The following is a 14,735-nucleotide window of genomic DNA, read 5'->3' as shown; positions in this document are numbered from 1 at the left end:
AATGTGTCATGAAAAGCAATGAAAAATTTAGAGGTGATGTATGAACCCAAGATTATGGATCAGTAAAACAGGTTTAGATGCACAAACCAAAGATATAGCCGTTATTTCAAATAACCTTGCTAACGCCAGTACCGTTGGCTTTAAAAAGAGCAGAGCTGTATTTGAAGATTTGCTTTATCAAAACATTAACCAACCAGGTGGGCGTACGGCTGACGATAGCGAAGCACCTTCAGGTTTAATGTTAGGTGCCGGTACAAAAGTAGTTGCCACGCAAAAAATTCATACACAAGGGGATATGTTAACAACAGATAATTCGCTTGACTTGATGATTCAAGGTGAAGGTTTTTTTGAAATTCAAATGCCAGATGGTACCTCCGCATTTAGCCGTAATGGTCAATTTACTATGGATGATGAAGGAAACATTGTTACGCCAGGTGCAGGTTATTTATTACAACCCCAAGTCACGATACCTGAAGATGCGGTAAATATTGTTATATCACAAGACGGTGAGGTATCTGTAACCATACAAGGGCAAGCAGAGCCGGCGATTGTAGGACAAATTAATACGGTTAATTTTGTTAACCCAACAGGGCTTGAGCCGATAGGACAAAACTTATTTACAGAAACCGGCGTAAGTGGCGCACCACAAGAAGGTGTACCAGGGCTTGAAGGATATGGCATGTTGGTACAAGGCGCTCTAGAAACGTCTAACGTAAATACAACAGAAGAGTTGGTTAACTTAATTGAATCTCAACGAGTATATGAAATGAATTCAAAAGTAATTTCTGCTGTTGATGAAATGTTAAGTTATATCAATCAACAATTATAAATAATGGGTTCTGCTCGCGGCTGAAATCTATTGTTTAATTTTTAAAGTTAAGTATTAAATCAGTCAAGCAGAGGGGACTTTGGTCCACCCAAGGGGCAATAGCTTGCCCATAGAACAAAACCAGTAAAGGTAATAGGTTGGAGGCAATTATGAGAAACACACGTAATAGAATCAGCATAAGTTTAGCAGTCGTCTTATTTGTTGCTCAACTTAGCGGTTGTAGTAATACCGTTGAATTAAGTAAAGCCTTACCTAATGACCCTGACTTCGCGCCAATTTTGCCTGAAGTTGAAGAAGCGTCAATAATTCCAACAGGCTCCTTATTTAAAGCAAACTACGTCAATAACATTTATTCTGACTCGAAAGCGCATCGTACTGGGGATATTATTTCCGTTATATTAAGCGAAAGTACTCAAGCGAATAAAAATGCAAAAACCGAATTGAAAAAAGAAAATAGCGCCGTACTGGATCCTATTGTTGGTCTAGGTGGAGTGCCGGCAACAATAAGTGGTAAGTCATTGCAGTTTGGAGTTAATCAAAACAACAGCTTTAAGGGCGATTCAAAATCGGATCAAGGGAATAGTTTAAGTGGTGATATATCTGTGCACGTCTTAAAAGTTCTGCCTAATGGCAACTTAATGATCCGAGGCGAAAAATGGCTTACCTTGAATAATGGTGATGAATATATTCGTTTAACAGGCATTATTCGTCCTAAAGATATTAACTCTAATAACACCATATTATCGACAAAGGTTGCTAACGCACGCATTCAATATTCAGGAACAGGCACCTTTGCTGACGCTAATGAACAAGGGTGGTTAACTAAATTTTTCAATAGTTCGTGGTGGCCAATATAGGTACTGACATTTGTAGTCAATCCGTATTAATTTTCAAAAACTTAAGTACCAAATTCTCCTATGCAGGGTAATATTATGAAAGCAGTCTTGGCAATTATTTTTATTTTACTGAGCTTTTCCGGTAGTCACAACGTATTAAAGACTTAACTGATGTGGAAGGCGTACGTTCAAACCAACTGATTGGTTACGGCCTTGTTGTGGGTTTACCCGGAACGGGAGAACAAAGCCCATTTACAGAACAAAGTTTTAAAACTATGTTGAGTAACTTTGGTATTACAATGCCAGAGAACTTAAAGCCAAAAATTAAAAATGTTGCTGCTGTTGCTGTTCATGCTGAATTAACTGCTTTTGCAAAACCTGGTCAAACCATTGATGTAACTGTTTCTAGTATGGGAAGCGCACAGAGTTTACGTGGTGGCACCTTATTACAAACGATGTTGATGGGGCTTGATGGCAATGCCTATGCTGTTGCTCAGGGTAGCTTAGTTGTGAGTGGTTTAGGTCTTGGTGGCCTTGATGGCTCGAAAATTTTGGTCAATATTCCTACCGTAGGGCGTATTGCAAATGGCGCCACCGTAGAACGTGAAATTAAATCTCCTTTCTCCATGGGTGACTCTATTACATTTAACTTACACAACTCAGATTTTACTACAGCAAAACGTTTATCAGACACAATAAACAATCTGATTGTTGGTTCAGCAAAAGCGATTGATGCCACTTCAGTAAAAGTAACCGCACCAAGAGACATTAGTGATCGGGTTAGTTTTTTATCGGTTTTAGAAAACTTAGAGTTTGAACCAAACATTACCTTCAGCAAAAATAATAGTTAACTCACGTACTGGCACCATCGTTATCGGTTCAGAGGTGCAATTACTTGCCGCGGCAATTACGCATGGTGGCATTACCGTGACGATAAATGAAGCTAAAAAAGTGTCTCAACCAGGCGCTTTTGCAGAAGGTGAAACCGTGGTGACCAATGATTCTAATGTGAACCTTACTCAAGAAGATGCGCGTATGTTTGTATTTCAACCTGGGGTAACATTAGACACTCTAGTTAGAGCAATGAACGAAGTTGGCGCGGGACCTGGCGATGTAATGGCGATTTTAGAAGCGCTTGATCAAGCAGGTGCAATTCGTGGCGAGCTGATTGTTATTTAAGGTAAATATTTAAGATAAATATTTAACGGTAGAAATTTATGGCTGATAATTTACTTAACACTTCTAACTTTGAACAAGCGCGTAATTCATTAGAACTAACGGGCTTGAATGCCATTCGCCGACAATCAAAAGAATCTGACGGTGAAAGTAAAAAAGCAGCTTTACAAGAAGCTGCGCAGCAGTTTGAAGCTATTTTTATGCAAATGTTATTAAAAAGCATGCGTAAAGCCGAAGATGTATTAGAGTCTGATAGTCCGTTTAATTCAGAATCAACTAAATTTTATCGTGATATGAGCGATCAACAAATGGCCATTGAATTATCTTCTAATGGCTCATTAGGGTTAACAGACCTTATTGTGAGACAACTGGGTGGCGGTGATGACAATTTTACTCCCAGAACTGTATTACGCAATGATGGAAACCTTGAACAAATCAACAGACAATCGTCAAAAATAAGCGCTAATGAAAAGTCGGTAGCAATGGATGATATGGCAACACAGCCGTCAAACCCGTTTACCTTATATTCATCATCAAAAGCAGCACTAACGTCAAATCAAAACGAGCAAAATGGCAACGATAGTGTTACGCGTATTCCTTTTGTACCGCCAAGAAATAACCTAGATGAAACGGCAAAAAATGGACAAAGTGTCAATTTTTCCACACCTTCATTTGCCGAGCCAAAAGACTTTGTTACAGCACTGACTGAACCTGCCAAAATTGTACAAGAAAAAATCGGTGTTCCTTTTCAAGTTGTGATTGCACAAGCGGCATTAGAAACAGGTTTGGGGAACAAAAATAATTAAAGATAAACAGGGGACTAGTTCGCATAATCTTTTTAATATTAAAGCTGATAACCGTTGGGAAGGTGAGCATATTCAAAAAGATACGTTAGAGTTTGAATTGGGCGCAATGATCAAAAAATCAGCACCTTTTAGGGCTTATCAATCGCTAGATGAAAGCTTCAATGATTATGTCAGCTTTCTTACCAATAACGATAGATACCAAGATGCATTAGAAAATTCCGGCAATGTGGAGCGTTTTTTCAGGGTTTACAGGAAGCAGGCTATGCGACCGATCCACAATATGCCGACAAAATAATGGCAACACTTCGTACAGTCTCAAATTTAATCACTAAATAAAACAAGTCGTAGTAAATTACGATAAGTGTTGAGGCTATCATTATGTCAGTAAGTTTATATCAAACCGGTATCAGTGGTTTATTAGCTGCACAACAACAGTTAGCAACGACTGGTCATAATATTAGTAATGTAAATACGGAAGGATATACACGACAACGTGCGGATCAAAATGCTGTTATTGGTTTAAATAGTGGTAATAACTATATTGGTGGCGGCACTTATATTCAAGATATTACCCGGTTATACGATCAATTTTCCCATAAAGAGCAGCTACTTACGCAAAGTAGCCTTGGCAATGCCGATTTACTTAATACACATTTATCACAACTTGATCAAGTGATGAGTACTTCAGGTAGTTCAGTTAATTCCTCTTTAGATCTTTTTTATCAATCACTTAATAGTGTTGCTGATAATCCAAATGATTCAGGTTTACGTAGTATAGTGTTAAATCGAGCCAGTATTTTAAGTACTGACTTTAATGAGTTAACGAACACATTTGATAAAATGACTGATGCAGTCAATGGCGAAATTTCACAAGTGGCATCAAGAATTTCTGAAATTTCTCTTGAGTTGGCAAAATTAAATGAAACGGTTATGCACTCGCAAGGTACCTCTCAAGCAGGTCAACCGAATGATTTACTAGATAAACGCGATCAACTTATTGGTGAACTAAGTGAATATACTCGGGTTAATACCATTGAGGATACTAACGGTGTTCTAACTGTTATGATAGGGCAAGGCACAACGCTTGTAGCGGGGATCACTCCCATGACATTGCAAGTTAATGGTGGCGACCCAGATGCAAAAAAAACACAACTAAGTTTAGTCAGAGGCAATAGTAGCGTCGCTATCAGTGGTAGTACTTTAGGTGGTTCATTAGGGGCAAACTTTGAATTTAGAGACGAACACCTAACGCAAACTCGTAACGAAATTGACCGCTTAGCGATGGCAATATCGTCAACGTTAAACGGTAGTCAAGCGAGTGGTTTAGATTTAAATGGTTTGCAAGGTGCAAATATTTTCACTGATATCAATACTACCCAATTACAACAAGGGCGTGTGTTAACCCCTACATCAAATACCGGTACAACCCAAGCTCAAATTACTATTAATGATGTGTCATTATTACCAACTGATGACTTTGAAGTACGTTTTGATGGCACTGATTTTACGTTATATAACTTAACCACAGGTGCTAGTGAGAATTTAGGTGCGCCTGGCGCAGGAGTACCGGCAGGAACACATACACCCTCGTCACCTGATTATGGTTTTTCATTTGTTGAAACAGGTACCCCGATTGCGGGTGATACTTTTACCATTGTACCAACAAAAAATAGTGCAGCATTAATGAAAACCACATTAACGGATGGTAATGCTATTGCCGCGAGTACCGCTATTGCTGCCACGCCCTCAGACAACAATGTTAGTGATGGTGAAGTTTCAATCACTAATGTAACTAATCCTGTTGCTGCAAGAGCATACGACGTTACCGTTGATGTATACGAAAGTGCTCCAGGAACTTTTAGTTATCGTGTATACAATAGCAATACACCGCCACCGCCAACGATTGCTTCAGGTAGTTATGCAGCCGGAGCCAGTGTTGTCGTTGATATTCCTGCAGTTTCTCCAGATTTTCAAATTGAAATTAAAGGTGATCTTACCGGTCTTTGGGGCTAATGCTCGAGAAACGTTTACTTTGGGTGACGCCTTTGGTGTTGGTAATGGTAATCATGCTGTTGCCATGGCAAAAACGCAAGAAGTTGGGGTAACCAACGGTGGTAACGAAACCTTTAGTCAAAGCTTAGCTATTTCAACGTCTGTTGTTGGCGCTAATGCAAGTAATGCAGAGCTAGTGGCCGATACTGCGCAAGCACTTTTTACCCAAGCGTATAATCGAAATCAAGCAACCTCAGGTGTGAATCTTGATGAAGAAGCGGCTAACCTTTTAAAGTTTCAGCAAGCTTATCAAGCCGCATCGCAAATTATATCTACGGCAAATACCATTTTCGATACTATTTTAGCAGCCGTAAGATAAGGAGTTATTTATGCGTGTCTCAACATCCCAATTTTATTTTCAAAGTACCCAATTAATGAGCCAAAAAACGGCAGATGTTAATGATCAAATGGCGCATTTATCCAGTGGTAAACGTGTACTTACAGCAAAAGACGACGCTATTTCTTACAGCACATTATCGGGTTTTAATGATGATCTTGCCAATATTGAAAAATATAAACGTAATATCACCATGGCAGAAAATAATAATAGTATGCAAGAGGTGATTTTTGCTGATGTTGAAACCTTATTAGATACTTTCAAACAAGATATGTTATTGGCAAATAATGGCCGAATGTCTGATGAAGATCTGCAATCGATTGCCAGTCAAATGCGAAATAGCTTAGATCAATTGATTGATCTTGCTAATAGTCAAGATGAACAAGGTGATTACATTTTTTCAGGCTATCAAACAGAACAGCAACCCTTTAGTCAACAAGTTGACGGTTCTGTTGTATACAGTGGTGACAAAGGCGTAAACGAATTGCAAATAGCGAAGAATATTAACATAGCAACAAACCAACCTGGTGATGACGCCTTCTTGAATGTTGAAAATGCTATTGGTGATTTTACTGCTAACTATCCCAACAGCCCCGCTAATACTTCTGGGGTTACTGTTGAAAGCGCAAATATAACTGATCGTCATGCTTACAATGGCAGCACCCCTCATAGTTATACCTTTACGTTCGGTCCTGGCGCTGACGAATTAAATGTACTTGATGGTGTTACAAATGTTTATTCAACCACTAGTTATAGTCTTGGGCAAAATATTCCGCTTTCAAATGGGGTTGATGTTACCTTGAGCGGCAACCCATTGCCGGGTGAAAATTTCACACTATCAGAAACAGCAGAGATCAGTGTTTTTGAAACACTCAACAATGCTATTAGTCAAGTTGAACAAGGAGCTACTTCAAACGATATAGAGCAACATCAGGTTGATTACAACACTATGCTCAATCAGTTGAGTACAGCGATGAACCATATTTCATCACGTAGAGCTGATGCAGGTATTCGCCTGCAAGTACTAGAAAACCGGCAGAGTAGGCATTTAGATATAGAACTCAATATTACCACCAACAAAGCGGGTATCGAAGATTTAGATTTTGCGAAAGCAATCTCTGAATTTGAACAATCTCAGGTGGCCTTACAAGTATCTCAGCAAACATTTAGTAAATTGCAAAATTTATCTTTATTTAATTATTTATAATTATTTTTAGTTATCTGACGATGTTGGCAAGATTGTTGCTTTTATTTAAATAGAGATAGAAATAGTAAAAAAATTGTCTGTTAAATAAGTTAATACTAAATGAGTTTACTCATTATTTAACAGTTTAAAGCAGAGGCTTGCTTTGACAAGCTTCTAATAACATAAAGTTAATGTAAACATTAGGAGCTATAATTATGGCATTATCAGTCAACACCAATATATCCTCGTTGAATGCTCAACGTAACTTAAGTAAGTCAGGTTTAGGACTTGCGACTTCAATGGAACGATTATCATCGGGTATGCGTATTAACAGCGCAAAAGACGATGCTGCAGGTTTACAAATATCTAATCGCTTAACTTCGCAAATTAATGGTTTAGCCGTAGCGCAACGAAATGCTAATGATGGTATTTCAATGGCACAAACTGCTGAAGGTGCGATGCAAGCATCGACAGATATTTTGCAACGTATGCGAGAATTATCTTTACAATCAGCTAACGGATCAAATTCAGATGAAGATCGCGGAGCACTTCAAAAAGAAGTAGCTGCACTTCAGGAAGAGTTAACTCGTATTGCTGAAACAACTTCATTTGGTGGACAACAACTCTTAGATGGAAGTTTTGGCACAAAAAGTTTCCAAGTAGGTGCCAATGCTAATGAAGTGATTAATATGAGTATGAATAACATCGCTGCCGAAGCAATTGGTAGTGAAGTTTTTAATTCAGAAGGTACTGTGGGTGGTGGTTTAGTTAGTGGTGCTGCCGTAAACGGGATGACGGCTGATACTGATTTACAAATTTCGAGTAATGGTGGCAATACCACAGCTAATATTTCTTACGCATTGAATGCAACAAGTAAAGATATTGCTTCAGCTATTAATACTGCAACGACAGCTGCTAATGTTGATGTAAAAGCAGAAGTTGAAAATGAAGTAACCGTTTCTTTCAGTGCTAATACCGCGGGTGAAACTGCCGTTTTTGATGTTGGCGGGCAAGCGATCACCATCAGTAATTTTAACCAAGGCGATTTAACGGCACTTGCGGCTAAAATTAATGACAATGCAAATACTGGTGTAACTGCGGCGGTAGATCCGAATAATTCGGCTCAATTGATATTGACCAGTGATGATGATATCACTATGACATTAACTTCTGTGTCAACGGTTGCAGGTACTATGAGTTTTACCACAAATGACGGTAGTGTTATTGCCGCAGCAGCAGAGGGTGCCCAAGAAATAGGTGTTGGTGAAGTGGTTATGTCGAGTAAAGAAGGCTTTAGTTTTACAGGGGCTAATGCAGATTTATTTGCTACGGCAACTGGAAACTCGGGATTATCTGCAGTATCTGCAATTGATTTATCTACACAAGCAGGTTCGCAAAGCGCTATTGATGTAATTGATGCCGCATTAGCCTCTATTGATGATAGCCGAGCTAGCTTAGGTGCGATTCAAAACCGCTTTAGTCACACCATTAGTAACTTAGCGAATATTCAAGAAAATGTTTCAGCCTCTCGTAGTCGAATTCAAGATACTGATTTTGCGGTAGAAACGGCAGTAATGACTAAAAATCAAATATTACAACAAGCAGGCACCTCTATTTTAGCGCAAGCAAATCAAATCCCGCAGGCTGCTATTAGTTTACTGGGTGGTTAATAGGTTGGTTAGTTTTACATTAGCATAGGGCTAATTAAACATTTTGTAAAAAGGCTAGGTTGATAATCTAGCCTTTTGTCTTTCTTCGTAATAAATCCTCTGTTTATCTTTAATTTATCTTTTTTGTGTAAATAACCAAGTATGACAACGGTTGTAACGTTATTTGCAAAGTATAATCTATAGATAAAATCGCATGTATTTTCTTTTTTTAACTTTTTTTATAAATAAAGTTAAAGTTAAATTTTATCCTGCCGTTAAGGTGTTTAGAACGGGAACTTGACGATGTAAATTAGTTATTAATACTGATAGTTCCATATCTAAATCTAATTAACGCAATACATTTTGTATGCAGGAGTTTTATTATGGCTTTATCAGTAAATACAAATATATCATCACTAAATGCTCAACGTAATTTAACTAGTTCAAGTAATAACTTAGCTACGTCAATGCAACGTTTGTCGTCAGGTATGCGTATCAATAGCGCTAAAGACGACGCAGCGGGCTTACAAATTTCTAACCGTTTAACATCACAAATAAATGGTTTAGGTGTAGCACAACGAAATGCAAATGACGGTATTTCAATTGCACAAACTGCTGAGGGTGCGATGCAAGCATCTACTGATATTTTACAACGTATGCGTGAACTTGCACTTCAATCTGCCAATGGTTCAAACTCAGATGAAGATCGTGGCGCTCTACAAAAAGAAGTAACAGCATTACAAGCAGAATTAACTCGTATTTCAGAAACTACTTCGTTTGGTGGTCAACAACTACTTGATGGTACTTATAGCGGTAAATCATTCCAAATAGGTGCTAACGCTAACGAAACTATTACCATGAGTTTGAATAATGTTGCTGCTGAAGCTTTAGGTAGCCAAGTATATAATTCTGAAGGTACATTAGGTGGTGGTTTAACGAGTGGCGCTGCGCTAAATGCGATTACAAACAATGCAACCTTAGTTATCGCTGATAACGCAGGCAATAGCACGGCAACATCTGATATTAGTTATGCTGATGATGCTTCAAGTGCAACCATTGCAGCTGCAATTAATACGGCAACAACCGCTTCAAATGTTAACGTTAATGCTGCGGTAGAAAACACTGTTAAGGTTTCTTTTAGCGCGAATACTGCAGGTGAAGATGTTGTGTTAGATGTTGGTGGTCAAACTATCACTGTTTCTGATTTCAATCAAAGTGACTTAACTACTTTGGTAGGCGCGATAAATGATAACGCTAATACAGGTGTAACGGCTACAGTTGATCCTAACAATAGTGCTCAAATGATATTGACAGCAAATGATGATATTACGGTTACTTTAGACTCTGTTACTACCGTTGCAGGTACTATGAGCTTAACCTCAAATGATGGAACTAATATTGCTGCTGCTGCGGAAGCCGCGCAACAAATAGCGATTGGTGAAGTAGTACTTTCTGGCAAAACCGGTTTTAGTTTCTCAGGTGCAAGTACTGAATTATTCGCTACTGCCGCAGGTAACTCAGGTTTATCTGCAGTATCAGCTATCGATTTAGCTACCCAAACTGGTTCACAAAGTGCTATTGAAGTGATTGATGCTGCATTAGCGTCAATTGATGATAGTCGAGCTGACTTAGGTGCGATTCAAAACCGTTTTGGATACACAATTAGTAACTTGGCAAATATCCAAGAAAACGTATCAGCATCACGTAGTCGTATACAAGATACCGACTTTGCGGTAGAAACAGCTAATATGACTAAAAACCAAATATTGCAACAAGCAGGTACGTCAATATTAGCGCAAGCTAACCAATTACCACAAGCCGCATTAAGCTTAATTGGTTAGTAGAAATTACTAAGCCCTAGCTTAAAATGAGATAAAGGAAGGGGCTATTAAACTCCTTCCTTTTTGTGTTTAAGTAACTTATTACTATTTCTTAATTGAATAAACAAAAAAGAAAATGTAGTTTATAAAGTAAGGAAGGAGTCTATAATGAGTGCAGTACAAAATGGTGCAAACCTAAGCTTAGCTAGTTTATCTCCTGAGTTTAAAAAGTCAGAGGCATCAGAGAGTAATAATATAGAAAACAAAATTGCTGTCAGTGATAATGAACCAAAAGCGATTGTTAATGAACAAGTTAATCGAGTTGTTCATGAGCCGTTAACTATTCAGCAACTTGAGAAAGTGGCGCAACAATTGCAGGATTTTGTTGGTGATATGAACCGTGGTTTGGAGTTTTCTGTTGATAAAGATTCTGGCCGTGATGTGATTAAAGTTATCGATAAAACCAGTGGCGACCTACTTAAACAGTTTCCGTCTGAAGAAGTGCTAACTTTAGTTGCTAAACTATCAGATATGGTTGGCGGTTTTGTTGATGCTAAAGTGTAAATATTTGCACATTAATTTTGTTTTAAAAATAGGGGGAAGGTATGCCTGATTTAACGTTTACAGGAATAGGTTCAGGGTTGCAAGTTAGTGAGATTGTCAGTGCAATTGTTAACGCTGAAACCGCCCCTTTTGTTTCGCGATCTAATACGCAACAAGCAGCAATTACTACTGATATCTCCGCTATTGGTGCGCTAAAATCAGCACTTGAAAGTGTCACTAGCTCTATTGAAAGTTTAGCTGACGCAGACAATTATCAACAACGCAAAGCGAGTGGCGCAGACAATTTTGTTGGACTTGTTGCATCTAAAGATGCCCAAGTAGGTAATTATTCGGTAAAAGTTGACGCTTTGGCGCAAGCCCATAAACTGATGTCTGGTGCTATAACTGACACTGAAGCTGTAGGTGAAGGTAATATAAATATAGCCGTTGGGGCTAATGACTTTGACATTGCTGTATCGGCAACCGATACATTAAGTGATATTCGTGATGCGATTAATGATAGTGTTGATAACGATTTAGTTACCGCGACCATCGTAACAGACGATGTTTGGTCAACACCTTATAATGACCAGTAAGGAAACCGGGTTAGCGAACAGTATTACTACAACCGTGACGGATGTCAGCGATGGTAATAATAGCGATAACTTAGGTTTATCACGTCTAGCATATGATCCTGCGGCGCTTCCTACAGCCATTACAAACTTAACAGAGATTACTGAAGCACTGGACGCACAAATTACTATTGATGGTACGCTTGTGGTTACTAATAGTACTAATGTTTTTGAAGATGTTATCGATGGTGTTGATATCACCGCTAAGAAATTACATGGTGTCGATGATGATATTAGTCAAATAAGCTTTACGGCTAATAATGCTAATATTCAGGTCGGTTTAGAGACTTTTGTTGAAAGCTATAATGAGTTACAAGTGTTGAGTAAACAATTAGGTGCGTCAGGTGAATCTGGTAGTGGTCCTCTGGCCGGAGATTCTCTATTACGTGGTGTGATGGGGAAGTTGCGTCAACAGTTCAGTGAAGGTTTTGATATTGGTAACGGCAAAACTTTGTCTTTATCTGAACTTGGTGTTCGTAGCGATAGGTATGGCGTTTTAAGTTTAGAGACCGAAGATTTAAATGAGTTTATTAGCGATAACGTTGATGGTGTAGAGCAGTTTTTTGTAGGTACAGACTCAGCGGATGGCTTTGTTGCATCACTCAAAGAACTAACCAGCTTTTATACTGATTCGGATGGTATTATTCAAAACCGTATTGATAGTAAAACTACTCAATTAGATAGATTAGATGATGATAATTTAGCATTTTCGCGCAGGATGGAGCAGTTAGAGGCTCGTTTATACGCTCAGTACAATGCCATGGATTTAATTGTGGCAAACTTAAACTCTACTAGTACTTATTTAATGGCTCAGTTAGATAATATGCCAGGTGTTGTTAAACAAGATAGTTAAACTGAAGTAAAACTAAAGTAAGAGGTAAAGAAGTAAGTTAATACTTTTTATAGGAAGTCGCTACTTTTTTCTTTTCTTTATATTAATCACTTGTTCGGCAAGGACATGCTTATATAATTGCGAAAGATTTAGTAATTCGCCATCGAGTGATTTCATTTCATTTGCTAATAAGTGTTGCGCTGTAATTTCTGCTAAGGCGTGTTGTTCAAATAACTCAGTAATTAACCTTTGTCTACTTAACATTAATTCTTTTAATTCAGTATCAACTATCATTTCACCTGAATTGTTTACATCATCTTCGTCAGCTTGATTTTGCGAGGGAGCTTGTAAATCAGCATGTAGATCTTGTATTCGCGACAATAACTGCCGCGAAATATTATTGATTCGAGTAAGTGATTTTATTACGCTATCGGTCACTAAAAGCTCACCTGATTTTGTGTTTCAAGTGGAATAGAATCCCAACCAGACTTAATTGGCAGTAAAATTTGAATTATTTCTTCTAACTTATCACTGTTATTTTCTGAACTGGCAATTAATAATTGCTCTGAGCAGTATTGATAAAGCGATGCTAAGTTTTCTGAAACTTCGCCACCTTGTGTAAAATCAAGAGATCCCTCTAACACCCCAATAATGGCAATAGCATTTGAGATTTGAGTCCCTTTTTTGTCAAAATCATTTTGTGAAATAGCACCCTTGGCTGTTGCTATGTTATCTAGTAACTTTTGAAATAGCATGGCAACTAACTGGTAAGGGGAAGCCTGTTTGGGCAGTGCTTTTCGTTGTTTGGTGATATTTTTTAAGTGATGCATGTGTCATAGACACCTCCACGTTAGCTATAGCCGTTAGTATAGAAAACTTTTATAATTGAAACAATGTATCTACGAAATAACTAGATTAAAGGTTGGTGGTTTACGGTTACCGCAAAGCCATCTTTTTCTGCTTTCTCATAAGCTTGTTGTAATACATGATGCGTTATATCATCTGCATTACTAATTACCCCATTGTTTAACACTTCGATATTGTCCCGCCCACGTGTAACTAAATACTCTTCTATTTGGCTAAGTTGTTGTTCAAAAGGCATTTCTCTTGAAAACATGGTGAATTCGTGTCGAGTACCTTTTACAAAATTTTGGTCATTATGCATTAATTCAGCAGTACCATTTATAATCAACATTCTACATTCCTACATTGCTAAAATAAAATATGGTTAAAATATTCTTATTCACTTATGCTTTTTTTATGCCAAAGATCTTATTTAAATTTTGTTTTTATTAAGGTGTTGTTATTAGAGGTTTTATTTATGTGTCACCTTGAGTCGTATTTTCGACTGGTTTGGTGATTAGTCTTGTTATTATAGAGCCTATCAATTTTTTGACACGAGGTTTAACCTAATAACTTTAATATAGATTCTGCAGCAATATTACTTTGTGCTAATAAGGCTGCTGTTGCTTGTTGCTTAATTTGCAAAGAGGTTAGTTGAGCGGTTTCTTTTGCGAAGTCTGTATCTTGTATACGGGATCGACTGGCGGACACATTTTCACTTATGTTACCTAAATTTGAAATAGTATGCTCAAGCCTGTTCATAAATGCGCGCTAAACTAGCGCGTTGTTGATCAATATAGCTTAGCGCATCGTCAATTTTTTTGATTGCAGATTACGCTCTGCTTCTGAACTACCATGGGTAGCTAACGCATCACTTTGCTTAAAAAGGCGGTAGCTACCAAAAGATGTTGTACTATTGATACGATCTAATTCTAACTGTAATTGTTCAGATTCTTAAATTAATAAACTTTAATTTACCTGATGAGCTCAGGTTAAATTATCTTCAAACGCGTTTTTATTAGAGAGTTTAATGTAAAAATGTATTATTCCAAGCGGTTCTCAGGTGAATAAATAAATAGCCTGTTAGCCTTTTTACTAGGCCAGAATAGGGAATAACGTCCTCCACGGGAAAATATGCGCATTCAATACGACAAATAAATGACGTGAATGCGTCAAATTTTTGTTGATAATTAT

General features: G+C 37.9%; 16 protein-coding genes and 1 pseudogene. 13 read left to right on the top strand and 4 right to left on the bottom strand.

Annotation, left to right across the window (positions count from 1 at the left end; genetic code table 11):
• Positions 1-40 precede the first annotated feature (40 nt).
• The 13 genes and pseudogenes from flgG to fliD all read left to right on the top strand — a co-directional run bounded on the left by flgG (position 41) and on the right by fliD (position 12,719).
• Positions 41-829, top strand: coding sequence for a flagellar basal-body rod protein FlgG (gene flgG / locus L3081_RS16055; RefSeq protein WP_242287108.1), 789 nt, complete (start codon positions 41-43; stop codon positions 827-829).
• 149 nt (positions 830-978) lie between these two features.
• Positions 979-1,686 (top strand): flagellar basal body L-ring protein FlgH, encoded by a 708-nt coding sequence (gene flgH / locus L3081_RS16050; protein ID WP_242287107.1) that lies wholly within the window; start codon positions 979-981, stop codon positions 1,684-1,686.
• A 134-nt stretch (positions 1,687-1,820) separates the two neighbouring features.
• Positions 1,821-2,844 (top strand): annotated as a pseudogene (locus tag L3081_RS16045) (flagellar basal body P-ring protein FlgI).
• 38 nt (positions 2,845-2,882) lie between these two features.
• Complete coding sequence (locus tag L3081_RS16040; RefSeq protein WP_242287106.1) at positions 2,883-3,647, top strand: rod-binding protein; 765 nt, start codon at positions 2,883-2,885, stop codon at positions 3,645-3,647.
• Positions 3,640-3,942: a glucosaminidase domain-containing protein gene (locus tag L3081_RS28435; RefSeq protein WP_338027402.1), complete on the top strand. Its 303-nt coding sequence runs from the start codon at positions 3,640-3,642 to the stop codon at positions 3,940-3,942. Before L3081_RS16040 ends, L3081_RS28435 begins: the two co-directional genes overlap by 8 nt.
• Before the next feature lie 83 nt (positions 3,943-4,025).
• Positions 4,026-5,660, top strand: a complete 1,635-nt coding sequence (flgK, locus tag L3081_RS16035) for a flagellar hook-associated protein FlgK (protein ID WP_242287105.1) — start codon at positions 4,026-4,028, stop codon at positions 5,658-5,660.
• Positions 5,635-6,018 carry a flagellar basal body rod C-terminal domain-containing protein gene (locus L3081_RS16030; protein WP_242287104.1) on the top strand — a complete coding sequence of 128 codons (384 nt, stop codon included), beginning with the start codon at positions 5,635-5,637 and terminating at the stop codon, positions 6,016-6,018. Before flgK ends, L3081_RS16030 begins: the two co-directional genes overlap by 26 nt.
• A 10-nt stretch (positions 6,019-6,028) precedes the next feature.
• The gene (flgL, locus tag L3081_RS16025) at positions 6,029-7,243 is read left to right on the top strand and encodes a flagellar hook-associated protein FlgL (RefSeq protein WP_242287103.1); all 1,215 of its coding nucleotides are present in this window, start codon (positions 6,029-6,031) and stop codon (positions 7,241-7,243) included.
• A gap of 194 nt (positions 7,244-7,437) precedes the next feature.
• Positions 7,438-8,892: a flagellin gene (locus L3081_RS16020; RefSeq protein ID WP_242287102.1), complete on the top strand. Its 1,455-nt coding sequence runs from the start codon at positions 7,438-7,440 to the stop codon at positions 8,890-8,892.
• 362 nt (positions 8,893-9,254) lie between these two features.
• Positions 9,255-10,712, top strand: a complete 1,458-nt coding sequence (locus L3081_RS16015; RefSeq protein WP_242287101.1) for a flagellin — start codon at positions 9,255-9,257, stop codon at positions 10,710-10,712.
• Positions 10,713-10,859: 147 nt separating this feature from the next.
• A complete protein-coding gene (locus tag L3081_RS16010; RefSeq protein ID WP_242287100.1) occupies positions 10,860-11,255 on the top strand; it encodes a flagellar protein FlaG in 396 nt (131 codons plus the stop codon).
• Between the two features lie 41 nt (positions 11,256-11,296).
• The gene (locus tag L3081_RS28430; protein ID WP_338027368.1) at positions 11,297-11,830 is read left to right on the top strand and encodes a flagellar cap protein FliD N-terminal domain-containing protein; all 534 of its coding nucleotides are present in this window, start codon (positions 11,297-11,299) and stop codon (positions 11,828-11,830) included.
• A complete protein-coding gene (gene fliD, locus L3081_RS28425; RefSeq protein WP_338027367.1) occupies positions 11,820-12,719 on the top strand; it encodes a flagellar filament capping protein FliD in 900 nt (299 codons plus the stop codon). Before L3081_RS28430 ends, fliD begins: the two co-directional genes overlap by 11 nt.
• A 60-nt stretch (positions 12,720-12,779) precedes the next feature.
• Here fliD and L3081_RS16000 read toward each other — a convergent pair whose 3' ends face one another.
• The 4 genes from L3081_RS16000 to L3081_RS15985 all read right to left on the bottom strand — a co-directional run bounded on the left by L3081_RS16000 (position 12,780) and on the right by L3081_RS15985 (position 14,303).
• On the bottom strand, positions 12,780-13,136 hold the full coding sequence (locus L3081_RS16000; RefSeq protein WP_242287099.1) for a hypothetical protein: 357 nt from the start codon (positions 13,134-13,136) through the stop codon (positions 12,780-12,782).
• On the bottom strand, positions 13,136-13,528 hold the full coding sequence (gene fliS, locus L3081_RS15995) for a flagellar export chaperone FliS (RefSeq protein WP_242287098.1): 393 nt from the start codon (positions 13,526-13,528) through the stop codon (positions 13,136-13,138). The genes L3081_RS16000 and fliS overlap by 1 nt, the downstream gene beginning before the upstream one ends.
• 80 nt (positions 13,529-13,608) lie before the next feature.
• Entirely contained in the window at positions 13,609-13,893 is a 285-nt protein-coding gene (locus L3081_RS15990) for a hypothetical protein (protein ID WP_242287097.1), read from the bottom strand.
• Between the two features lie 209 nt (positions 13,894-14,102).
• Positions 14,103-14,303 carry a flagellin gene (locus L3081_RS15985; protein WP_338027366.1) on the bottom strand — a complete coding sequence of 67 codons (201 nt, stop codon included), beginning with the start codon at positions 14,301-14,303 and terminating at the stop codon, positions 14,103-14,105.
• Positions 14,304-14,735 lie beyond the last annotated feature (432 nt).

This window comes from Colwellia maritima, assembly GCF_022669015.1.
Classification (GTDB): domain Bacteria; phylum Pseudomonadota; class Gammaproteobacteria; order Enterobacterales; family Alteromonadaceae; genus Colwellia; species Colwellia maritima.
This window is presented reverse-complemented; position numbering and strand designations above follow the sequence as displayed.

What these genes read in the sequence shown, in the direction of transcription:
- flgG (WP_242287108.1), top strand. Translation starts at nt 41, where the DNA reads ATGAACCCAAGATTATGGATCAGTAAAACAGGTTTAGATGCACAAACC.
- flgH (WP_242287107.1), top strand. Translation starts at nt 979, where the DNA reads ATGAGAAACACACGTAATAGAATCAGCATAAGTTTAGCAGTCGTCTTA.
- L3081_RS16040 (WP_242287106.1), top strand. Translation starts at nt 2,883, where the DNA reads ATGGCTGATAATTTACTTAACACTTCTAACTTTGAACAAGCGCGTAAT.
- flgK (WP_242287105.1), top strand. Translation starts at nt 4,026, where the DNA reads ATGTCAGTAAGTTTATATCAAACCGGTATCAGTGGTTTATTAGCTGCA.
- flgL (WP_242287103.1), top strand. Translation starts at nt 6,029, where the DNA reads ATGCGTGTCTCAACATCCCAATTTTATTTTCAAAGTACCCAATTAATG.
- L3081_RS16020 (WP_242287102.1), top strand. Translation starts at nt 7,438, where the DNA reads ATGGCATTATCAGTCAACACCAATATATCCTCGTTGAATGCTCAACGT.
- L3081_RS16015 (WP_242287101.1), top strand. Translation starts at nt 9,255, where the DNA reads ATGGCTTTATCAGTAAATACAAATATATCATCACTAAATGCTCAACGT.
- L3081_RS16010 (WP_242287100.1), top strand. Translation starts at nt 10,860, where the DNA reads ATGAGTGCAGTACAAAATGGTGCAAACCTAAGCTTAGCTAGTTTATCT.
- L3081_RS28430 (WP_338027368.1), top strand. Translation starts at nt 11,297, where the DNA reads ATGCCTGATTTAACGTTTACAGGAATAGGTTCAGGGTTGCAAGTTAGT.
- fliD (WP_338027367.1), top strand. Translation starts at nt 11,820, where the DNA reads ATGACCAGTAAGGAAACCGGGTTAGCGAACAGTATTACTACAACCGTG.
- fliS (WP_242287098.1), bottom strand. Translation starts at nt 13,528, where the DNA reads ATGCATCACTTAAAAAATATCACCAAACAACGAAAAGCACTGCCCAAA.
- L3081_RS15990 (WP_242287097.1), bottom strand. Translation starts at nt 13,893, where the DNA reads ATGTTGATTATAAATGGTACTGCTGAATTAATGCATAATGACCAAAAT.
- L3081_RS15985 (WP_338027366.1), bottom strand. Translation starts at nt 14,303, where the DNA reads ATGAACAGGCTTGAGCATACTATTTCAAATTTAGGTAACATAAGTGAA.